Annotated in this window: 12 protein-coding genes; 5 read left to right on the top strand and 7 right to left on the bottom strand. The window is 50.4% G+C overall.

The window, feature by feature from the left end; all coding sequences use genetic code 11:
* Positions 1–30 precede the first annotated feature (30 nt).
* The 5 genes from RGU75_RS21460 to RGU75_RS21440 form a co-directional block, all read right to left on the bottom strand.
* The gene (locus RGU75_RS21460; RefSeq protein WP_322239482.1) at positions 31–705 is read right to left on the bottom strand and encodes a PqiC family protein; all 675 of its coding nucleotides are present in this window, start codon (positions 703–705) and stop codon (positions 31–33) included.
* Positions 702–2333, bottom strand: a complete 1632-nt coding sequence (locus RGU75_RS21455) for an intermembrane transport protein PqiB (RefSeq protein WP_322239480.1) — start codon at positions 2331–2333, stop codon at positions 702–704. The genes RGU75_RS21460 and RGU75_RS21455 overlap by 4 nt, the downstream gene beginning before the upstream one ends.
* Entirely contained in the window at positions 2326–3150 is an 825-nt protein-coding gene (locus RGU75_RS21450) for a paraquat-inducible protein A (protein ID WP_322239478.1), read from the bottom strand. Before RGU75_RS21450 ends, RGU75_RS21455 begins: the two co-directional genes overlap by 8 nt.
* Positions 3147–3770 (bottom strand): paraquat-inducible protein A, encoded by a 624-nt coding sequence (locus RGU75_RS21445; protein WP_322239476.1) that lies wholly within the window; start codon positions 3768–3770, stop codon positions 3147–3149. The genes RGU75_RS21450 and RGU75_RS21445 overlap by 4 nt, the downstream gene beginning before the upstream one ends.
* Positions 3771–3948: 178 nt before the next feature.
* Positions 3949–4674 (bottom strand): TetR/AcrR family transcriptional regulator, encoded by a 726-nt coding sequence (locus RGU75_RS21440; RefSeq protein WP_322239474.1) that lies wholly within the window; start codon positions 4672–4674, stop codon positions 3949–3951.
* A 314-nt stretch (positions 4675–4988) separates the two neighbouring features.
* Here RGU75_RS21440 and RGU75_RS21435 point away from each other — a divergent pair, with 314 nt between their 5' ends.
* From RGU75_RS21435 to RGU75_RS21420, 4 genes are all read left to right on the top strand, one after another.
* Complete coding sequence (locus RGU75_RS21435) at positions 4989–6584, top strand: efflux transporter outer membrane subunit (RefSeq protein WP_322239473.1); 1596 nt, start codon at positions 4989–4991, stop codon at positions 6582–6584.
* Between the two features lie 187 nt (positions 6585–6771).
* Positions 6772–7956: an efflux RND transporter periplasmic adaptor subunit gene (locus RGU75_RS21430; protein WP_322239471.1), complete on the top strand. Its 1185-nt coding sequence runs from the start codon at positions 6772–6774 to the stop codon at positions 7954–7956.
* Between the two features lie 20 nt (positions 7957–7976).
* Positions 7977–11042, top strand: a complete 3066-nt coding sequence (locus RGU75_RS21425; protein WP_322239469.1) for an efflux RND transporter permease subunit — start codon at positions 7977–7979, stop codon at positions 11040–11042.
* Between the two features lie 296 nt (positions 11043–11338).
* Complete coding sequence (locus tag RGU75_RS21420; RefSeq protein ID WP_322239467.1) at positions 11339–11827, top strand: hypothetical protein; 489 nt, start codon at positions 11339–11341, stop codon at positions 11825–11827.
* Positions 11828–12083: 256 nt separating this feature from the next.
* Here RGU75_RS21420 and RGU75_RS21415 read toward each other — a convergent pair whose 3' ends face one another.
* Entirely contained in the window at positions 12084–13358 is a 1275-nt protein-coding gene (locus tag RGU75_RS21415) for a DUF2863 family protein (protein WP_322239465.1), read from the bottom strand.
* 250 nt (positions 13359–13608) lie between these two features.
* On the opposite strand from RGU75_RS21415, the gene RGU75_RS21410 reads away from it, so the two are divergent.
* On the top strand, positions 13609–13899 hold the full coding sequence (locus RGU75_RS21410; protein WP_322239463.1) for an HU family DNA-binding protein: 291 nt from the start codon (positions 13609–13611) through the stop codon (positions 13897–13899).
* A 145-nt stretch (positions 13900–14044) separates the two neighbouring features.
* Here the strand turns inward: RGU75_RS21410 and RGU75_RS21405 are convergent, their stop codons facing one another.
* On the bottom strand, positions 14045–15061 hold the full coding sequence (locus RGU75_RS21405; protein WP_322234666.1) for an IS30 family transposase: 1017 nt from the start codon (positions 15059–15061) through the stop codon (positions 14045–14047).
* Positions 15062–15265 lie beyond the last annotated feature (204 nt).

Here is a 15265-nt window from a genome sequence, read left to right as displayed (position 1 = left end):
TTTTTGCAAGGTCAGGCTAAAACAATCTCATTAAAGACTTTTGCACCGGCTGGGATTACCCGCTGCCAATGTGCCCACGTCTACCGCGATAGCCTCCACGGTTTCCGCTATCGCACGCTGGACACCCGCAACCAACCCGTCGATTCCGCCATTCACTGGTTCCGCAACCGCTAACTGACACGAAGTGCTGCGGCCATCGTCAGAGCGTGTGATGGTCCAACCGAATAACGCGTGAACCTTATCCCCCGGTGCTGCATCGAATTCACGCAAGTCAATCGCAATCCGATAGCCAGGTGCGCCAGATGGACGACCGCCACGGGTGACGTCGACCGCACTCAGTCGGTCTGCCAGTCCGCTTGCCAGCGCATCCCTGAGTTCGTAATTGAATGGCGATGACCAGCGATCCTGCTCCAGAATATCGACCCGGGTATTTTGCGCACGCACCACGAGTTGCGGTCGCGCCAGACGTTCTGGCACGCCAACCGCAGGCACTTCAATGTAGATGCTTTGTTGTGCCACAACGGGCTTGGATGCACGAACCGCGGATGGCGTTGCGAGCGTGTAGAACCGTGTTGGCGTCACCGAGCATCCGGCTAATATCGTGACTGCGGCGATGGCAGCGAGGCCATAAAACGCAGATTTATGGGCGTGCTTAAGACCAAGGCGATGCGCGGGTTGATACGCACGAAATAGGGGGAATGTCATTTTTTGTCCTCTTGCTTGCCGCGGATCAAAGATTCGGGATGGCGTTCCAGATAGTCGGTTAACACCCGCAATGAAGCCGCCGAGCGCGATAGTTCTTGCAAGGTTTGACGAATATCTTGCTGTAGAGGTGCGTCCGACGATAACGTTTGCTGTGCAGCGGACAAAGTTTTGCGCAGATCTTTCATTGCTGCGGAAACGTCTGGTGCAATATCGGTGTTCAATGTGTTGGTTAATTTCTCCGTATTGGTCAGAGTGCGATTGAGTGTTCCCAACGTTTTCTGGAGATCGGTGCCAATTTGGTCGAATGGTACTTTGCTCAATTTGCGCGCGATATCAGCGATTTGAGATTGGATTTCGTCCAGGCTGTTTGGAATGGTTGGCAATTCTAATGGTGCTTTTGTGACATCAAATTTTACCGCCGGTGCTTTGGGGAAAAAGTCGAGTGCGACGTAAATCTGACCGGTAAGCAAATTGCCAGTCCGCAGTTGCGCCCGCAGTCCGCGACTGATCATATATTGCAACCGTTGCTGCTGGGTATAAGGGGATTCCCGTTCGTCTTCTATCATCCGGCGTCCTAATCGTTCAGGATAGATCTGGATGAGTACCGGCATCAGAAACTCACGTTTTTTGGTGTCATATTCGACTCCGATCGATTTGACTTCACCTAGTTCGACGCCTCGGAAGTCAACCGTGGCACCTGGCGATAGTCCTCGTAGCGACTGGTTAAAGTAAAGTAAGACTGTCTGAGGCGGGCCGTCGGCTGGTTTCATTGCGGCGCTTTGATCTTCTGCCAATCCAAATGCGGTATTTTCTTTCGCCAGCGTTCCAATATTATCGTCGGGCGATTGCATGGCGATCCCGCCCAAAACAACCGTTGCCAACGATTCGGTGCGAAGTTTAAACCCACTGGAACTAATTTGCATATCGAATCCGCTGGCATGCCAAAACCGCGTATTTGCGCCAACAAACTTCTGGTAAGGAGCGTTGATGAAAATACGTAAAGTGACACCTTTGCCATCGTTGTCCAGATCGTAAGCGGCGACCTGGCCGACTTTAATGCGGCGATAATAAATTGGCGAGCCAATATCCAGCGATCCAATATCGCTGGCATGTAACAGATAGCGTAAGCCGGTAGAGTCACGGGTAACGATGGGTTGGACTTCAAGTCCGGTAAATTCGTCTTTGGTCTCTGTGGAGTTACCCGCATCGGCACCGATATAGGCACCAGAGAGTAGGGTGCCAAGGCCGGATATGCCGGATGCGGCAACGCGCGGGCGTACCACCCAAAAGCGGGCATCCATCGCGGTAAAGCTTTTGGCCTCTTTAAGTAATTGTATTGTCGCGATAATATGAGAGTGGTCTTTACTAAGCGTAATTTTTTCAACCGTCCCAATATCCACATCTTTGTATTTCACTTTGGTTTTACCCGCCTCCAGACCTTCTGCGGTAATAAACGTGACGGTAATAACCGGACCTCGTTCGACGATTATTTTTGCCACCAGCGTCAGACCGACTAAGGCGGCAACAATCGGAATCAACCATACAAGAGACGGCAACCAGTTACGCTGGCGTTTCATCCGCGGCGTCGGCAGGTCGGGTAGCGAAGGATTTTCTTTTTCTTCAGTCATTGCGTTCTTTCCGTTTATTCTCTTGTCTGTCTGTGGCGTCTGCCATGTCAGTGACTTCCGAAGCTTGGTCTTGCGTCCGATCCTGATGCGGTTCTTCGGGATTTTGGTCCCCTTGGTCCCCTTGGTCCCATATAAGTCGTGGGTCAAAGGTCAGTGAGGCGAGCATGGTCAAGATCACTACCGAGCCAAATGCCGCTACGCCAACGCCGGCGGTAATTCTGGCGAAGCCACTAATCTGCACCAGTCCCGCGAGTAGCGATACGACAAAAACGTCCAGCATTGACCAGCGCCCAATCAGTTCCACAATACGATATAGCTTTGCGCGCTGGAAACGACGCCATCTGCTTTGTCGTTGCGCCGTGATGGTCAGCAATATCATGGCACTTAGTTTAAATAACGGCACTAAAAAACTAGCGATAAAAATAATGCCGGCAAGTTCCCAATCTCCTGATATCCAAAAATAAATGACACCGCTCAAGATCGTGTCATGCTGAACGCTGAGAAGCGTTCGGGTGATCATGACCGGCATCAGATTGGCTGGAATATACATGATGCAAGCGGCGATAAGCAGCGCCCAGGTGCAGTTGATGCTATCTGACTTACGCGTATGCAGCGTGGCTTTACAGCGGCCACAGCGTTCGTGTTCTTTTACTTCTTTCCATACTGTGCCGCAATGATGGCAGGAAATCAAACCAAGGCTGACCGCAGTTGGAAGTGCGATTTTGCTAACTTCTTCCTCATCCTGGAAGTCTATAACGCCGCCATTAATCTCGGCTCTGGCATCAGACGCAGCTGGGTATGACATTGGCGTACTCACGGCGTTTCTCCGTCTTCATATTGCGACGTTGTTTGCCATAGGTAGCGCGGATCAAATGAAATAATTGCTGCCAGTAATATTGTCAATACGGCGAAAGCCCATAACGCGATGCCCGGTAGGACGGTGGCCATATTTGACAGCTTAACAATAGCTACCAGCACGCCAAGTAAAAATACTTCGATCATGCCCCAAGGGCGCAGCGTTTGCATCGTGTGCAGCAACCAGCGAAATACGGGAGGTTGTAGCGCCTCTGAACGTGGAACTAGCAAATAGATGAGTATGACCAACTGTAGAAGAGGCGAGAGGATAGTGGTTGCCAATACTAAAAAAGCGACCAGCGACATGCCTTCCGCGCTTAAGGCCAGCACGGCACCAAACAATGTCGTTTGATTGGTCAGTCCCTGTAGTTCAATTTCAACAATCGGAAAGGCATTTGCAATGATGAACACGATCAGGCCAGCGACAGCCAGCGGCAATATACGTGCTCGCGTGTGCGATGAATCGCGCGCCAGTTCTGTACCACAGCGCAAGCAAACCGCGATCTCACGGTTGTGCAGAGTCCGCTTATGATAAACAGCATCACATCCTTCGCAAGCGATCAGGTCTGGGAGTTCGCGCATGTTGGGTCTGGCATATTGATCGATAAAAACAGGGTGGAAAAATATTGCTCGATTGTTAAACTCTTGGGTAAAGGCGCGAATGTTTGCGCCGGGTGGAATGAATTAATGGGGATTCATGGTGAAGGAGACATATGGGTTCTTTATATGGCTCGCGTTTTGACTCTCATCATAGTTTCCATTATTTCTCTCGCGGCAATGTGCCCCTAAGAAATAACTGTACCGCGCTTTTAATATGTTGGTCTAGTTCAGTTTGGCCTATTCGTTGCGTTAAACCAAATAACGCAATTTGAAGCGGGGCTGCGGTGACCATGCCGATGAATAATCTGGCCGCTTTCACTGGGTCATCTATTTCCAACGTTCCGCGGCAGACTTGTGCCTTAAGGTAACCAGCAACCAGTGATTCAGTATGCATCGGCCCAGCCTGATAAACAGTTTCTGCCAGATCTGGATTTCGTGCAACTTCCGCCAAACCCAGGCGGTACAGCCTAATGGCATCCGGAGAAGTGACCCGCGTCAGAATGACGGTGCCGAGTCTGGTGAGCGCCGCGTCTGGTGTGCAGGTCTCGAGTACGCCGTCTTCAATGACTTTGGTCAGCTCATTGACGACTAATCGTTTAACCGTTGCGATCAGAAGTGCAGACTTATTGGAAAAATTCTCGTAAATGGTACGCGTGGACACACCGGCAGCGCGAGCAATCTGGGCAATGCTTGCTAGCCCGTAGCCCTCTTCCAAAAAGACCGTCGTCGCGGCATCGAGCAGAAGATCGAGGCGTTCTGCCTCCGTGCCTAAACGTGGTCGGCCAACACGGTTTTTTTTGATAATAGTAGCTGGAGCAGTAAGGGCCAGGTCCTGGACCGATTCCTGCGCCACTTTTTGTCTGTCTTTTGGAGCTGTTATTTTCATGGGTAAATAAAACGTTTGGTTTTTTTAATTCATGCTACATTAACATACTTCGTTTTTAGTATCTTGCTCAGGTCGTCAGTGAGATCAACCTTTAACCAATTTTCCCCAAGGTTAAAGAAACAACAAACGTAGTTAAAAGCCTCACAATATTACCAGTGCTTAACTTGTTTTAACAGCGAGCACAGGCCAGAGAAGCGGTTATTCTCTGTCAGAAAAGATTAGAAAAATTAGGTAAAATCTGCGATAAGTTGCTGTTATTTGAATTAACTCTTTCAAGCTATGGTGTCGGTATATCACACAGTCGGATAAGAACCATGATCCCTACAAATCGACCACGTAATAAGCTAAGAAACCGAGCGCATAAGGCTGGATTGCAGGCCATGCGCCAGCACATAAGCGGAGGTTCTTATCTGACTGCGCGTGCACGGTTGAGTGTGGCTATGTTGCTGCTGCTCGCCGGATGTGCCGTGGGTCCTGATTTCAAGGCCCCCGATGTACCTGACGTTGGTGATCATTACACCCCGACGTCGCTTCCGCAACAAACTGACGCTGCGCCCGGTCCTGCAGGGATTGCACAGAGTTTTTCCATTGGGCAAGATATTCCGGCACAATGGTGGTCACTCTTTCAATCTGCTGCGCTTGATCAAATGATTCGTGACGCGCTTAAACGTAGTCCAAGCATGGCTTCTGCCCAAGCTTCGTTGCGTGAAGCACAGGAAAATTTGCGCGCCCAAACTGGCAGTCTGCTTTTTCCTAGTGTCTCCGGCCAACTTGGCGCTACGCGTGAGAAGGCTAGTCCACTAAACAGCCAAGGTTCAGGAATTTTTAATTTGTATAACGCTTCAGTCAACGTGTCATACACGTTGGATGTATTCGGCGCTAACCGTCGTCAGCTGGAAGGGCTGCAGGCTAGTCTTGACTATCAACAGTTTCAGGTAGAAGCGACCTATTTGACCCTGACATCAAATTTGGTGACAACCGCGATTCAGGAGTCCTCATTGCGGGCTCAACTTCAGGCTACGCGCGAGATACTCAAGGCACAAGAGCAGCAGTTAGACGTGATTGAGAAACAGTTCAGCCTTGGTGCTATCGCGCGTTCGACCATTCTGCTTCAGCGCAATACGGTCGCGCAGACGCGCGCGACGATACCGCCGCTTGAAAAAAAATTAGCTTTAACGCGTAACCAATTATCCGTCTACGCGGGCAAGCTTCCAAGCGAAGCGGGTTTGTCTGAATTCGATCTGGGATCGTTGCAACTGCCACAAGAAATGCCGGTATCGTTACCATCGGCGCTGGTTCGACAAAGACCGGATATTCGCGCCAGCGAAGCCTTGCTGCACCAGGCCAGTGCGCAAATTGGTGTCGCCACCGCCAATCTCTATCCACAAATCAATTTGACCGGAAGTTATGGTCCGGTTGCCACTGAGTTTCCTAAGCTATTTACTGGCGGTGCGGCGATTTGGAGTTTGGCCGCAGGACTGACTCAACCGATTTTTAATGGTGGCGCACTGACCGCCAAACGGCGGGCGGCGATTGCTGCGTACGATGTGGCTGCGGCGAATTATCGCGGAACCGTGCTGACTGCATTTCAAAATGTGGCGGATTCACTGCGAGCGTTAGATTTAGACGCATCGACGCTGAAGCAACAGGCCGAAGTCGAATCCCTGTCGCGGGAATCTTTGAACCTGAGCACGCAACAATTTAAGCTTGGTGCAATTAGTTATCTCACGCTACTCGACGCACAGCGCACTTATCAACAGGCGAGAGTCGGGTTGGTTCAGGCGCAAGCGGCACGTTATGCCGACAGCGCCGCGTTGTTTCAGGCGCTTGGCGGCGGCTGGTGGAATCGCGCCACGTTGGCAGCGGCGTCCACAGGGGTGACCTTGCCTGTTCCTATTAAAGAAGATTGATCGATCTGCACGTTGGACAATGTGGCTGTGACAGCTACTTTAGTGGTGACCCTAGTACTCAGTACTTAGTACCCGGAGCCGAAAGCGGCAATAATGTAGACGTTATGCCTGTTTTACCCTGCACGCAATAGACCTAACAAAAATCAACAAATAACATCTGAATTCAGAATGCTAAAGGGAAGTATCCATGACTAAACGCATGCTCATTATGCTTGGAGCGGTGATCTTTTTGATTGCTTTATTGGCTCTTGGATTTTTTCTTCATATCAGAAAATTGATCGCTAGTGCGCCCAAACAAGGCGCTCAAACGATTTCGGCTACGACGATTAAAAACGTTGAATGGCAGCCGCATTTATCGTCGGTCGGCACGATGGTGGCGGTGCGAGGCGTTGATGTGACGAGCGAAATTGCGGGGTTGGTACGCACAGTCAATTTCAAGTCAGGTGAGGATGTTAAAGCCGGACAGTTGCTGGTTCAACTGAACGCTGATTCCGACATTGCCCAATTGCACTCTCTACAAGCCAATGCTGAACTTGCGGCCTCGGTATTAGCGCGTGACAAACAACAGCTTGCAGTGCAGGCGATTAGTCAGGCGCAGATCGATAGCGATATGGCCGATTTAAAGAGCAAGCGCGCATTAGCCGACCAACAATCTGCCACGGTTGATAAGAAGACCATTCGCGCTCCATTTGCGGGTAAGTTAGGAATAACGACAGTTAATCCGGGGCAATATCTCAATCCTGGCGATAAGATTGTGACGCTGCAAACGATTGATCCAATCTATGTTGACTTTTATATCCCGCAAAAACAACTCGGTGGATTATTGGTTGGACAGGTATTAAATCTGACGAACGACGCTTACGCCAATACCGCCTTCAGTGGTAAGGTCACCGCCATCAGTTCCAAGGTGGATCCGGCTACGCGAAATGTGCAGGTTGAGGCTACGGTGTCTAACGCCAAGCGCCAGCTATTGCCAGGTATGTTTGCAAATGTGAACGTTGAAATAGGTGGCAAGAAGATGTATTTGACGCTGCCGCAAACCGCGATTACATACAACCCGTACGGGTCCACTGTGTTCGTTATCGCGCCGGCCGAGAAGAAACCGCCACAAAAAGATGGCTCTAAAGATGCACCTAAGGATGCACCTAAAGATGCGGCCAACGCGCCTAAAGAAGGCGATCTTGTAGTCCAGCAGGTTTTTGTGACAACCGGCGAAACGCGAGGTGATCAGGTCGCGATATTGACCGGTCTGAAGGAAGGCCAACGTGTGGTTACCAGTGGACAATTGAAGTTGAAAAACGGTACTGCTGTAGTCATTAACAATACGGTCGAGCCACTCGATAATCCAAACCCGACTCCGCAGGAACACTGAGGCCACCAAGGCGATCCTTTATGAATTTCACCGATATTTTTATCCGCCGACCTGTTTTGGCCATGGTGGTGAGCTTGCTCCTGGTGGTGCTGGGATTGCGCTCACTGTTTAGCTTGCCGATCAATCAGTATCCAAAAACGCAGAACGCCGTTGTTACCGTGTCGACTACCTATTACGGCGCTGATGCGCAGACGATAGCGGGTTTTATTACGCAACCGCTCGAGTCGGCGATTGCGCAGGCGCAGGGGATCGATTATTTGTCGTCCTCCAGCAGTAGTGGCGTCTCAACCATCACGGCAACTTTGCGGCTGAACTACGATGCCAATCGGGCTTTGACCGAAATTAATACCCAAGTCAGCTCGGTTAAAAATCAGTTACCAGCGCAGGCGCAGCAACCAGTACTGACCGTTCAGACAGGTCAGACCACGGATGCCATGTATCTGGGTTTTTACAGCAACACGTTGCCGACCAATAACGTGACCGATTTTCTAAGCAGGGTGGTCAAGCCTAAGCTGGATTCGGTAAATGGCGTGCAGACAGCCGAGTTGCTGGGTGCGCGTTTGTTTGCGCTGCGAGCGTGGCTTGACGCTACAAAAATGGCTGCTTATGGCGTGACAGCTGCGGATGTCAGTCAGGCCCTGGCGAATAATAATTATTTGGCGGCGCTGGGATCAACCAAAGGTCAAATGGTCACGATACCGTTGACCGCTGGTACCGATCTCCATTCGGTAGATGAGTTTAAGAAACTGGTCATCAAGAACAGTGGTGATTCCGTGGTTCGACTGGAGGATCTGGCGACAGTCTCGCTTGGATCTGAAAACTATGATTTCAACGTAGCCTTTAGCGGCGTACGTTCAGTGTTCATTGGTATCAAAGTTGCGCCAGATGCCAATATTCTGGACGTTGCTAAACGTGTTCGCGCCGTTTTTCCGAGTATTCAGTCACAGTTGCCAGCGGGCTTGACGGGCGAAATTGTGTACGACTCAACTGCGTTCATCAATACCTCGATTAAAGAGGTTATTAAAACCTTGGTTGAGGCGCTGTTGATTGTAACGATTGTGATCTTCCTTTTCCTCGGCAGTGTCCGCGCTGTGTTGGTGCCGGTGATTGCGATGCCGTTGTCGTTGATCGGTACCTTCTTTGTGATGTTGGCATTGGGTTACTCCATCAATTTGCTGACCCTGCTGGCCATCGTCCTAGCGATCGGTCTGGTCGTGGATGATGCGATTATCGTGGTGGAAAACGTTGACAGGCATATGAAGGAAGGCAAGTCGCCGATGGATGCCGCGTTGCTGGGCGCGCGTGAACTTGGTAGTCCGATTCTGGCCATGACCGTGGTGCTGATTGCGGTGTACGTACCGATTGGTTTTCAGGGTGGTCTGACCGGTGCGTTATTCACGGAGTTTGCGTTCACGCTGGCGGGTGCGGTGGCTGTATCGGGCGTGGTCGCCTTGACCTTGTCACCAATGATGTGTTCGCGCTTCTTCCGTCCGGAGCAGGACACGGGGCGCTTTGTACAAAAAATCGATCGGGTATTTGAAAAGGTCCATCACACTTATCAGCGCACCTTGCATTCATTGTTGAATACCTGGCCGGTGTTAATTGTGATGGCGGTGATATTGATGGTGGTGCTTGGCCTGATGTTCAAGATGTCGCAATCGGAACTTGCGCCGGAAGAAGATCAGGGCATCGTCTTGTCTCAGGTCGTCGGTGCACCAACGGCTACCTCGGATCAAATGCAAAGGTATGCGGACCAGGTTTTCAAGGTCGGCAAGGGCATGTCTGAGTATAGCCAAATGTTCCAGATAACCGGTGTGCCTACCGTGAATGCCGGTATTGGCGGCATGCTATTGAAATCGTGGGAAGATCGAACCCGCAGCGCCAAGGAAATTCAACAAGATTTGCAGGCGCAGTGGAATAAGATTGCCGGTGCAAAAATTGCAGCGTTTCAGTTTCCCGCTTTGCCGGGCTCGTCTGGATTGCCGGTGCAGTTTGTTATCACCACTACCGAGCCTTTCGAAAATCTCAATACCATCGCACAACTCGTATTGGACAAGGCGCGGACTTCCGGCAAATTTTACTTTATCGATACTGACCTGAAGATCGATAAACCGCAGGCGACAGTGGTGGTGGATCGGGATAAGATTGCCGCGCTTGGTATGACGCAGCAAGATGTGGGCGCTGCGTTAGGTGCTGCGCTGGGCGGTGGTTACGTCAATTATTTTTCGATCGCGGGGCGCTCGTATAAGGTGATTCCACAGGTCTTGCAAGTCAACCGTTTAAATCCGTCCGAGGTGTTGAATTTTTACATCAAGACGCCAACCGGTACGATGATTCCAGCGAGCACTGTTGCCCATATTAAATACGACGTAGTGCCGGAAGCGATCAGTCGTTTTCAGCAGCTCAATTCGGTCACGCTTTCAGGCGTTTCTGGTTCCTCACAAGGGGATGTGTTGGCTTTCATGCGCAGCGCAGTCGCCGAGGTCGCGCCGAGCGGTTATACGGTTGATTATTCGGGACAGTCGCGGCAGTTCATGCAGGAGTCGGGCGGGTTCCTCGTGACTATGCTATTTGCGGTGATTATTGTGTTTCTGGCGTTGGCTGCATTGTTTGAAAGTTTCCGCGATCCAATTGTGATTCTGGTGTCCGTGCCGCTGGCATTGTTCGGGGCCACGATGTTTATCTTTTTGGGATTTGCTTCGATCAATATTTATACCGAAGTCGGTTTGGTGACCCTGATGGGGCTTATCAGCAAACACGGTATTTTGATTGTTGAGGTGGCGAATCAACTACAAAAAACCGGCGTAGGTAAACGGCAGGCGATTGAAGAGGCTGCCGCTGTGCGGTTGCGGCCTATTTTGATGACGACTGCGGCCATGGTCTTTGGTGTATTACCGCTGGTGATCGCATCTGGCGCGGGCGCGGCGGGGCGGCATGCGATGGGGCTGGTGATTTTTACCGGCCTGTCAATCGGCACATTATTCACGCTGTTTGTTGTTCCTGCCATGTATTTGTTCCTGGCTGAAGATCATCAGGCGGTTGCTGCAAAAAAAGCCGCTCCGGGAAAATTATTGCAGGCAGATTAAGAATCGATTGAACATCACAGAAATTTAATGGTCACAAGGCTAAGCTCAGCTTCAATGGGCTTCAATCATCGGGAGCGGTGGTTGAAGTTTGGTTTGGTGGGATGCAATAGTACGTATCCCACCAATACGAGGTATATGTCACACAAACGTTTTAGTGCTCCTCTGTTTCTGGCTTTAATTGGTTTGAGACAATTTATTACATCTTAAGAAGTCCAACACTGGCATCATCGATATTCGCAACATAATTCGTCTTCAGCAGCCAGATATCTATTGGCCGCTATTAAAAGGAGGTTTTTATGCTTTCCCCTCGATACCTGATCCAGACATCAAATACATCATCACAAAGCAAGTTCAAACATTTTCGTGCCTCATTTTTGGCCCTTGCTGCATTACTGGCGATGCTTTTTGGTACTTCCGTACAAGCCGCAGATAGCAATCAATCGAATGCGAATGCCGCTTATCAAAGGCAACGCACCGCCTGTATGAACGGTACATCCAATGAAGACCGGCCTACTTGCCTGCGTGAAGCTGGCGCGGCACTTCAGGCAGCAAAAAAAGGTCAGTTGACCGATCCGCAAGCGCAACTCGAGAAAAATAGATTGAGCCGTTGCGATGCATTGCCTGAAAAAGATCGTTCGGATTGTGTTCAGCGTATGCAGCCGGGTGGCGTAGTCGGAGGAAGTTCTCAGTCTGGTGGGATTTTAAGAGAGAGTGTGACCACCGAGGTAGGCCCCCCTGTGATAATCATTCCACCCTCTGGTGCGATGCCGAGCGGCAGTCAGTAATGATCTTGCATGATGGAGTTGATAGTTATCTGAGTTGACTTGAGGAGATGGGCGGTTTAAAAGGCTGCCGTCAAGCGCACCAGCATTGCTGAGCGTGCGCTTGGTTCTTCTCGAATTAAAACTGCTCTCGTCACTAAAGGCTAGCCGAGATGTGGTCGCAGAAACACCGAGACGCCATAAATACGAGATGAATACCAGACAAATACGAACAACGCGCTAGTTTTTTAGTGCGTACTCGCGTTTGCGTTTTATCGGCCTATGTAGCCTTCTTTTCAGCTTCGGCTTCCCCTTCTACATAAGCCTCAACGTCTATAGCTTGTCCGTAAACATCAAATTTCATCGCAATCGACAACGATCTGACGCCGATTGTCGTCAGTGCATCGTAGGTATCTTCGATTTCAATACCTAGTTCACGGGTAACCGCGGAAGGTTTTTCTGACGATGCGATCAACGCCCCATCGGATTCGTTATATAAATTCACGCGCAAAACCACGTCGCCGCGAACTTCCGCCGGTCCGATAATGGCGGTAGTATTTTCTGCACTGACACCTTGCTGTTCCAGACCGTGATTTAATTCCGACATCATTTGCAGCATAAAGTATTCGGCGATACCGCGTTCTTTGCCGCCATGAAATAGATCCTGATAGAGAAAATTAACATCGACTTCGCGGTCATCGGTGATAAGGCATTGCTTGACGAGCGGTGCGGCTTGCTCTGTCCAACTTTGGAAACGCTTCTCACGCGCTTCAAAATAAGCGTCAACGGCAGCGTCCTCATCCGGGACGTGATAAAACGCGTCATCAGCAGTCTTTAACGTAAAGCCAAGCAAAAAGCGCAGTTCGACCGCGATATCATCCGGCCCGAAATCGCTGTCAGGCCAACCGCCAAAGCTACTCTCAATAGCGGGTGTCGCAGCCGCTTTTTTGTCGGTCATCGATGCCAGCGCTTCGCGCACCATGGCGTTGATGTGGCTAAAAGTGATGCTGTCGATTTCATCCAAATGATAGGCGTAGCTAACCAGAACGACCGTGGCGTCCTGACTTTCCAATTGCGCCTTTTGCAAACTTTTGGTCAGCAAATCGAAGGCATCCTGATTTTGAAATGACTGCGCGCACTCTAGGCCACCGATCGTGCGTACGAACATAGGGATTAAAAATGCATTGATTTCAACTGTAATACCTTCATCACGACGCGTTAAGACTACTTCTGCAGCCTCTTCAATGCGCTCTTTTAGCAATTGGTAGACGGCCGTGTCTGCGTGTTTTAAGCGGTCTAGCGATTCGTATAAGACGTCGTCTTTCTTTTGATGCAGACTTTTTTTAATGATCTTGTACACTTCGCGCTCTTGTTCTTTTAAGGTATCGTTTGATGGTCCATTTGAACCATCCGATTCGTTATTTTCGTTGCTTGCGCCGATTTCCTGCTCGGCCAGACCGATAGACAGATCGCACAGTTGCTGAACTAAAGCATCCTGAATTTCTTCGTCGGAAGGGGCGGATTTTCGGGGTATTGGGCGCTTGTTTTTTGGCATGATTGTTTGATTAAGTGAATACAAGAATCTGTTGGCGTAACAATAAAGAGGTCGTTGCGCATGCAGGAATGTAGACGTAATTATCCCCTAACACGGCAATTTCAGGAGAGGAACAGGCGTTGAGGGTGTGCATTTATGTTAAATAGGGTGTATTTTCATCTATTTTGCCCTGATAACCGACGTTTCATTTTCTTTTAGGCAATGCAGTGCTAGAATTTTCTTTCTATCAACCTATAGAGTGAGTCACCAAATGAATAAAAATGAATTGATTGAAGGTATTGCTGCAGATTGTGAACTATCAAAAGCAGCCGCTAAACGTGCTGTCGATTCTTTGATTGCTAACGTCATTAAAGCGGTAAAAAAGGGCGACTCCGTACAATTAATTGGATTCGGTACATTCGGCAGTGGTAAGCGTGCTGCTCGCACCGGACGCAATCCACGTACAGGCGAAGCGATCAAAATTAAAGCAGCAACGACGGTCAAATTCACCGCAGGTAAAGCATTTAAAGACGCTGTTAACGGTGCAAAAAAGAAAAAATAAATTTTTCTGTTGGGCTGATTTAAAAAAATGGCGAACCAACGTTCGCCATTTTTTTTCTTCTGAGCTTGTTAACGTTCCATGTTGCATCGATCAGTTGGGCTACGATCAAGACTGGGCGGTTTCAAATACCAAGCGCAACACTGGGTTAATTAACAGTGTCAGTCGGATGTTGTAGCAACGCGATGTGCTGAGTATAAACGACGAGTGGCGACTCATAATCGAGCCTTGCTCTTGGACGCGTATTGAGCGACAAGGCGATGGCGTCGAGTTCGTCCTGAGAGTAGATCGACAGGTCCGAACCCTTGGGCATGTATTGGCGCAACAAGCCGTTGGTATTTTCATTTGACCCGCGCTGCCAAGGGCTGTGCGGGTCGGCGAAATAGATCTGAACACCGGTGCGCTCGGTGAGGATTTTGTGGCCGTGCATCTCGCGCCCTTGGTCGTAAGTCATGGTCTTGCGCATCGCTGCCGGCTCGCGGTTGAGCACCGCCGAGAAGCTGTCGACGACCGCTTTGGTGGTTGCGTTGTCCATCTTGGCGAGCACCACAAAGCCGGTCGTGCGCTCGACCAGCGTGCCCACCGATGAGCGGTTGCCGGCACCCTTGATCAAGTCCCCTTCCCAATGGCCGGGAATGAGGCGGTCCTCGACCTCTGGAGGCCGGATGTGGATGCTCTGCATATCTGGGATCTGACCCCGGCGATCGGTGCCACGGCTGCGTGGCTTACGGACCTGGTTGTGGTGACGCAGGCAGGCAATCAGCTCACGCTTGAGTTCGCCGCGTGGGTGCAAGTAGATGGCGTTGTAGATGGTCTCGTGGGACACAGATTTCTCAGAATTGTCGGGCCAAAGGGCCCTGAGTTTGCGCGCTATTTGCTGCGGCGACCAGAGGAGTTTTAGCTGATGCCGGACGACCTGGAACAAGGCCCCGTCCGCGTGCAGTTTGGGAAGACGTCGCGGCAGGACACGACGCGCCTGGCATTGTGCGTGGGCCAGATTGGCATCGTAGACGCCGGCACCGCTGGTGCGTTTGAGTTCGCGGCTAATCGTGCTGGCTGAACGGCAAAGGCGTTTAGCAATGGATCGGGTGGAGCACAGGTCGTCGCGCATGGTCATGACGACGGCGCGTTCCTGAGTAGTTAAATGTTTGTAAATTTTCGCCATGGCGGCACCTTACAGCAGAAGGTGTTGCACTTGGTCTTTGAGAACGCCCTGTTTACTCTTTGGTTCGAATAGCTGGTCGACTGGTGAGTTAACGGCAAATCAAGGATACTATCTTCCCTATTTCTTAAATGCATCAAAGTGATCTAAGCGGATGCCGGTTATTATTTACTTGGTATTTACTGGTTATGTGCTGGTTATTTCTTT

This window comes from Glaciimonas sp. CA11.2 (genome assembly GCF_034314045.1).
Lineage (GTDB): Bacteria > Pseudomonadota > Gammaproteobacteria > Burkholderiales > Burkholderiaceae_D > Glaciimonas.
This window is presented reverse-complemented; position numbering and strand designations above follow the sequence as displayed.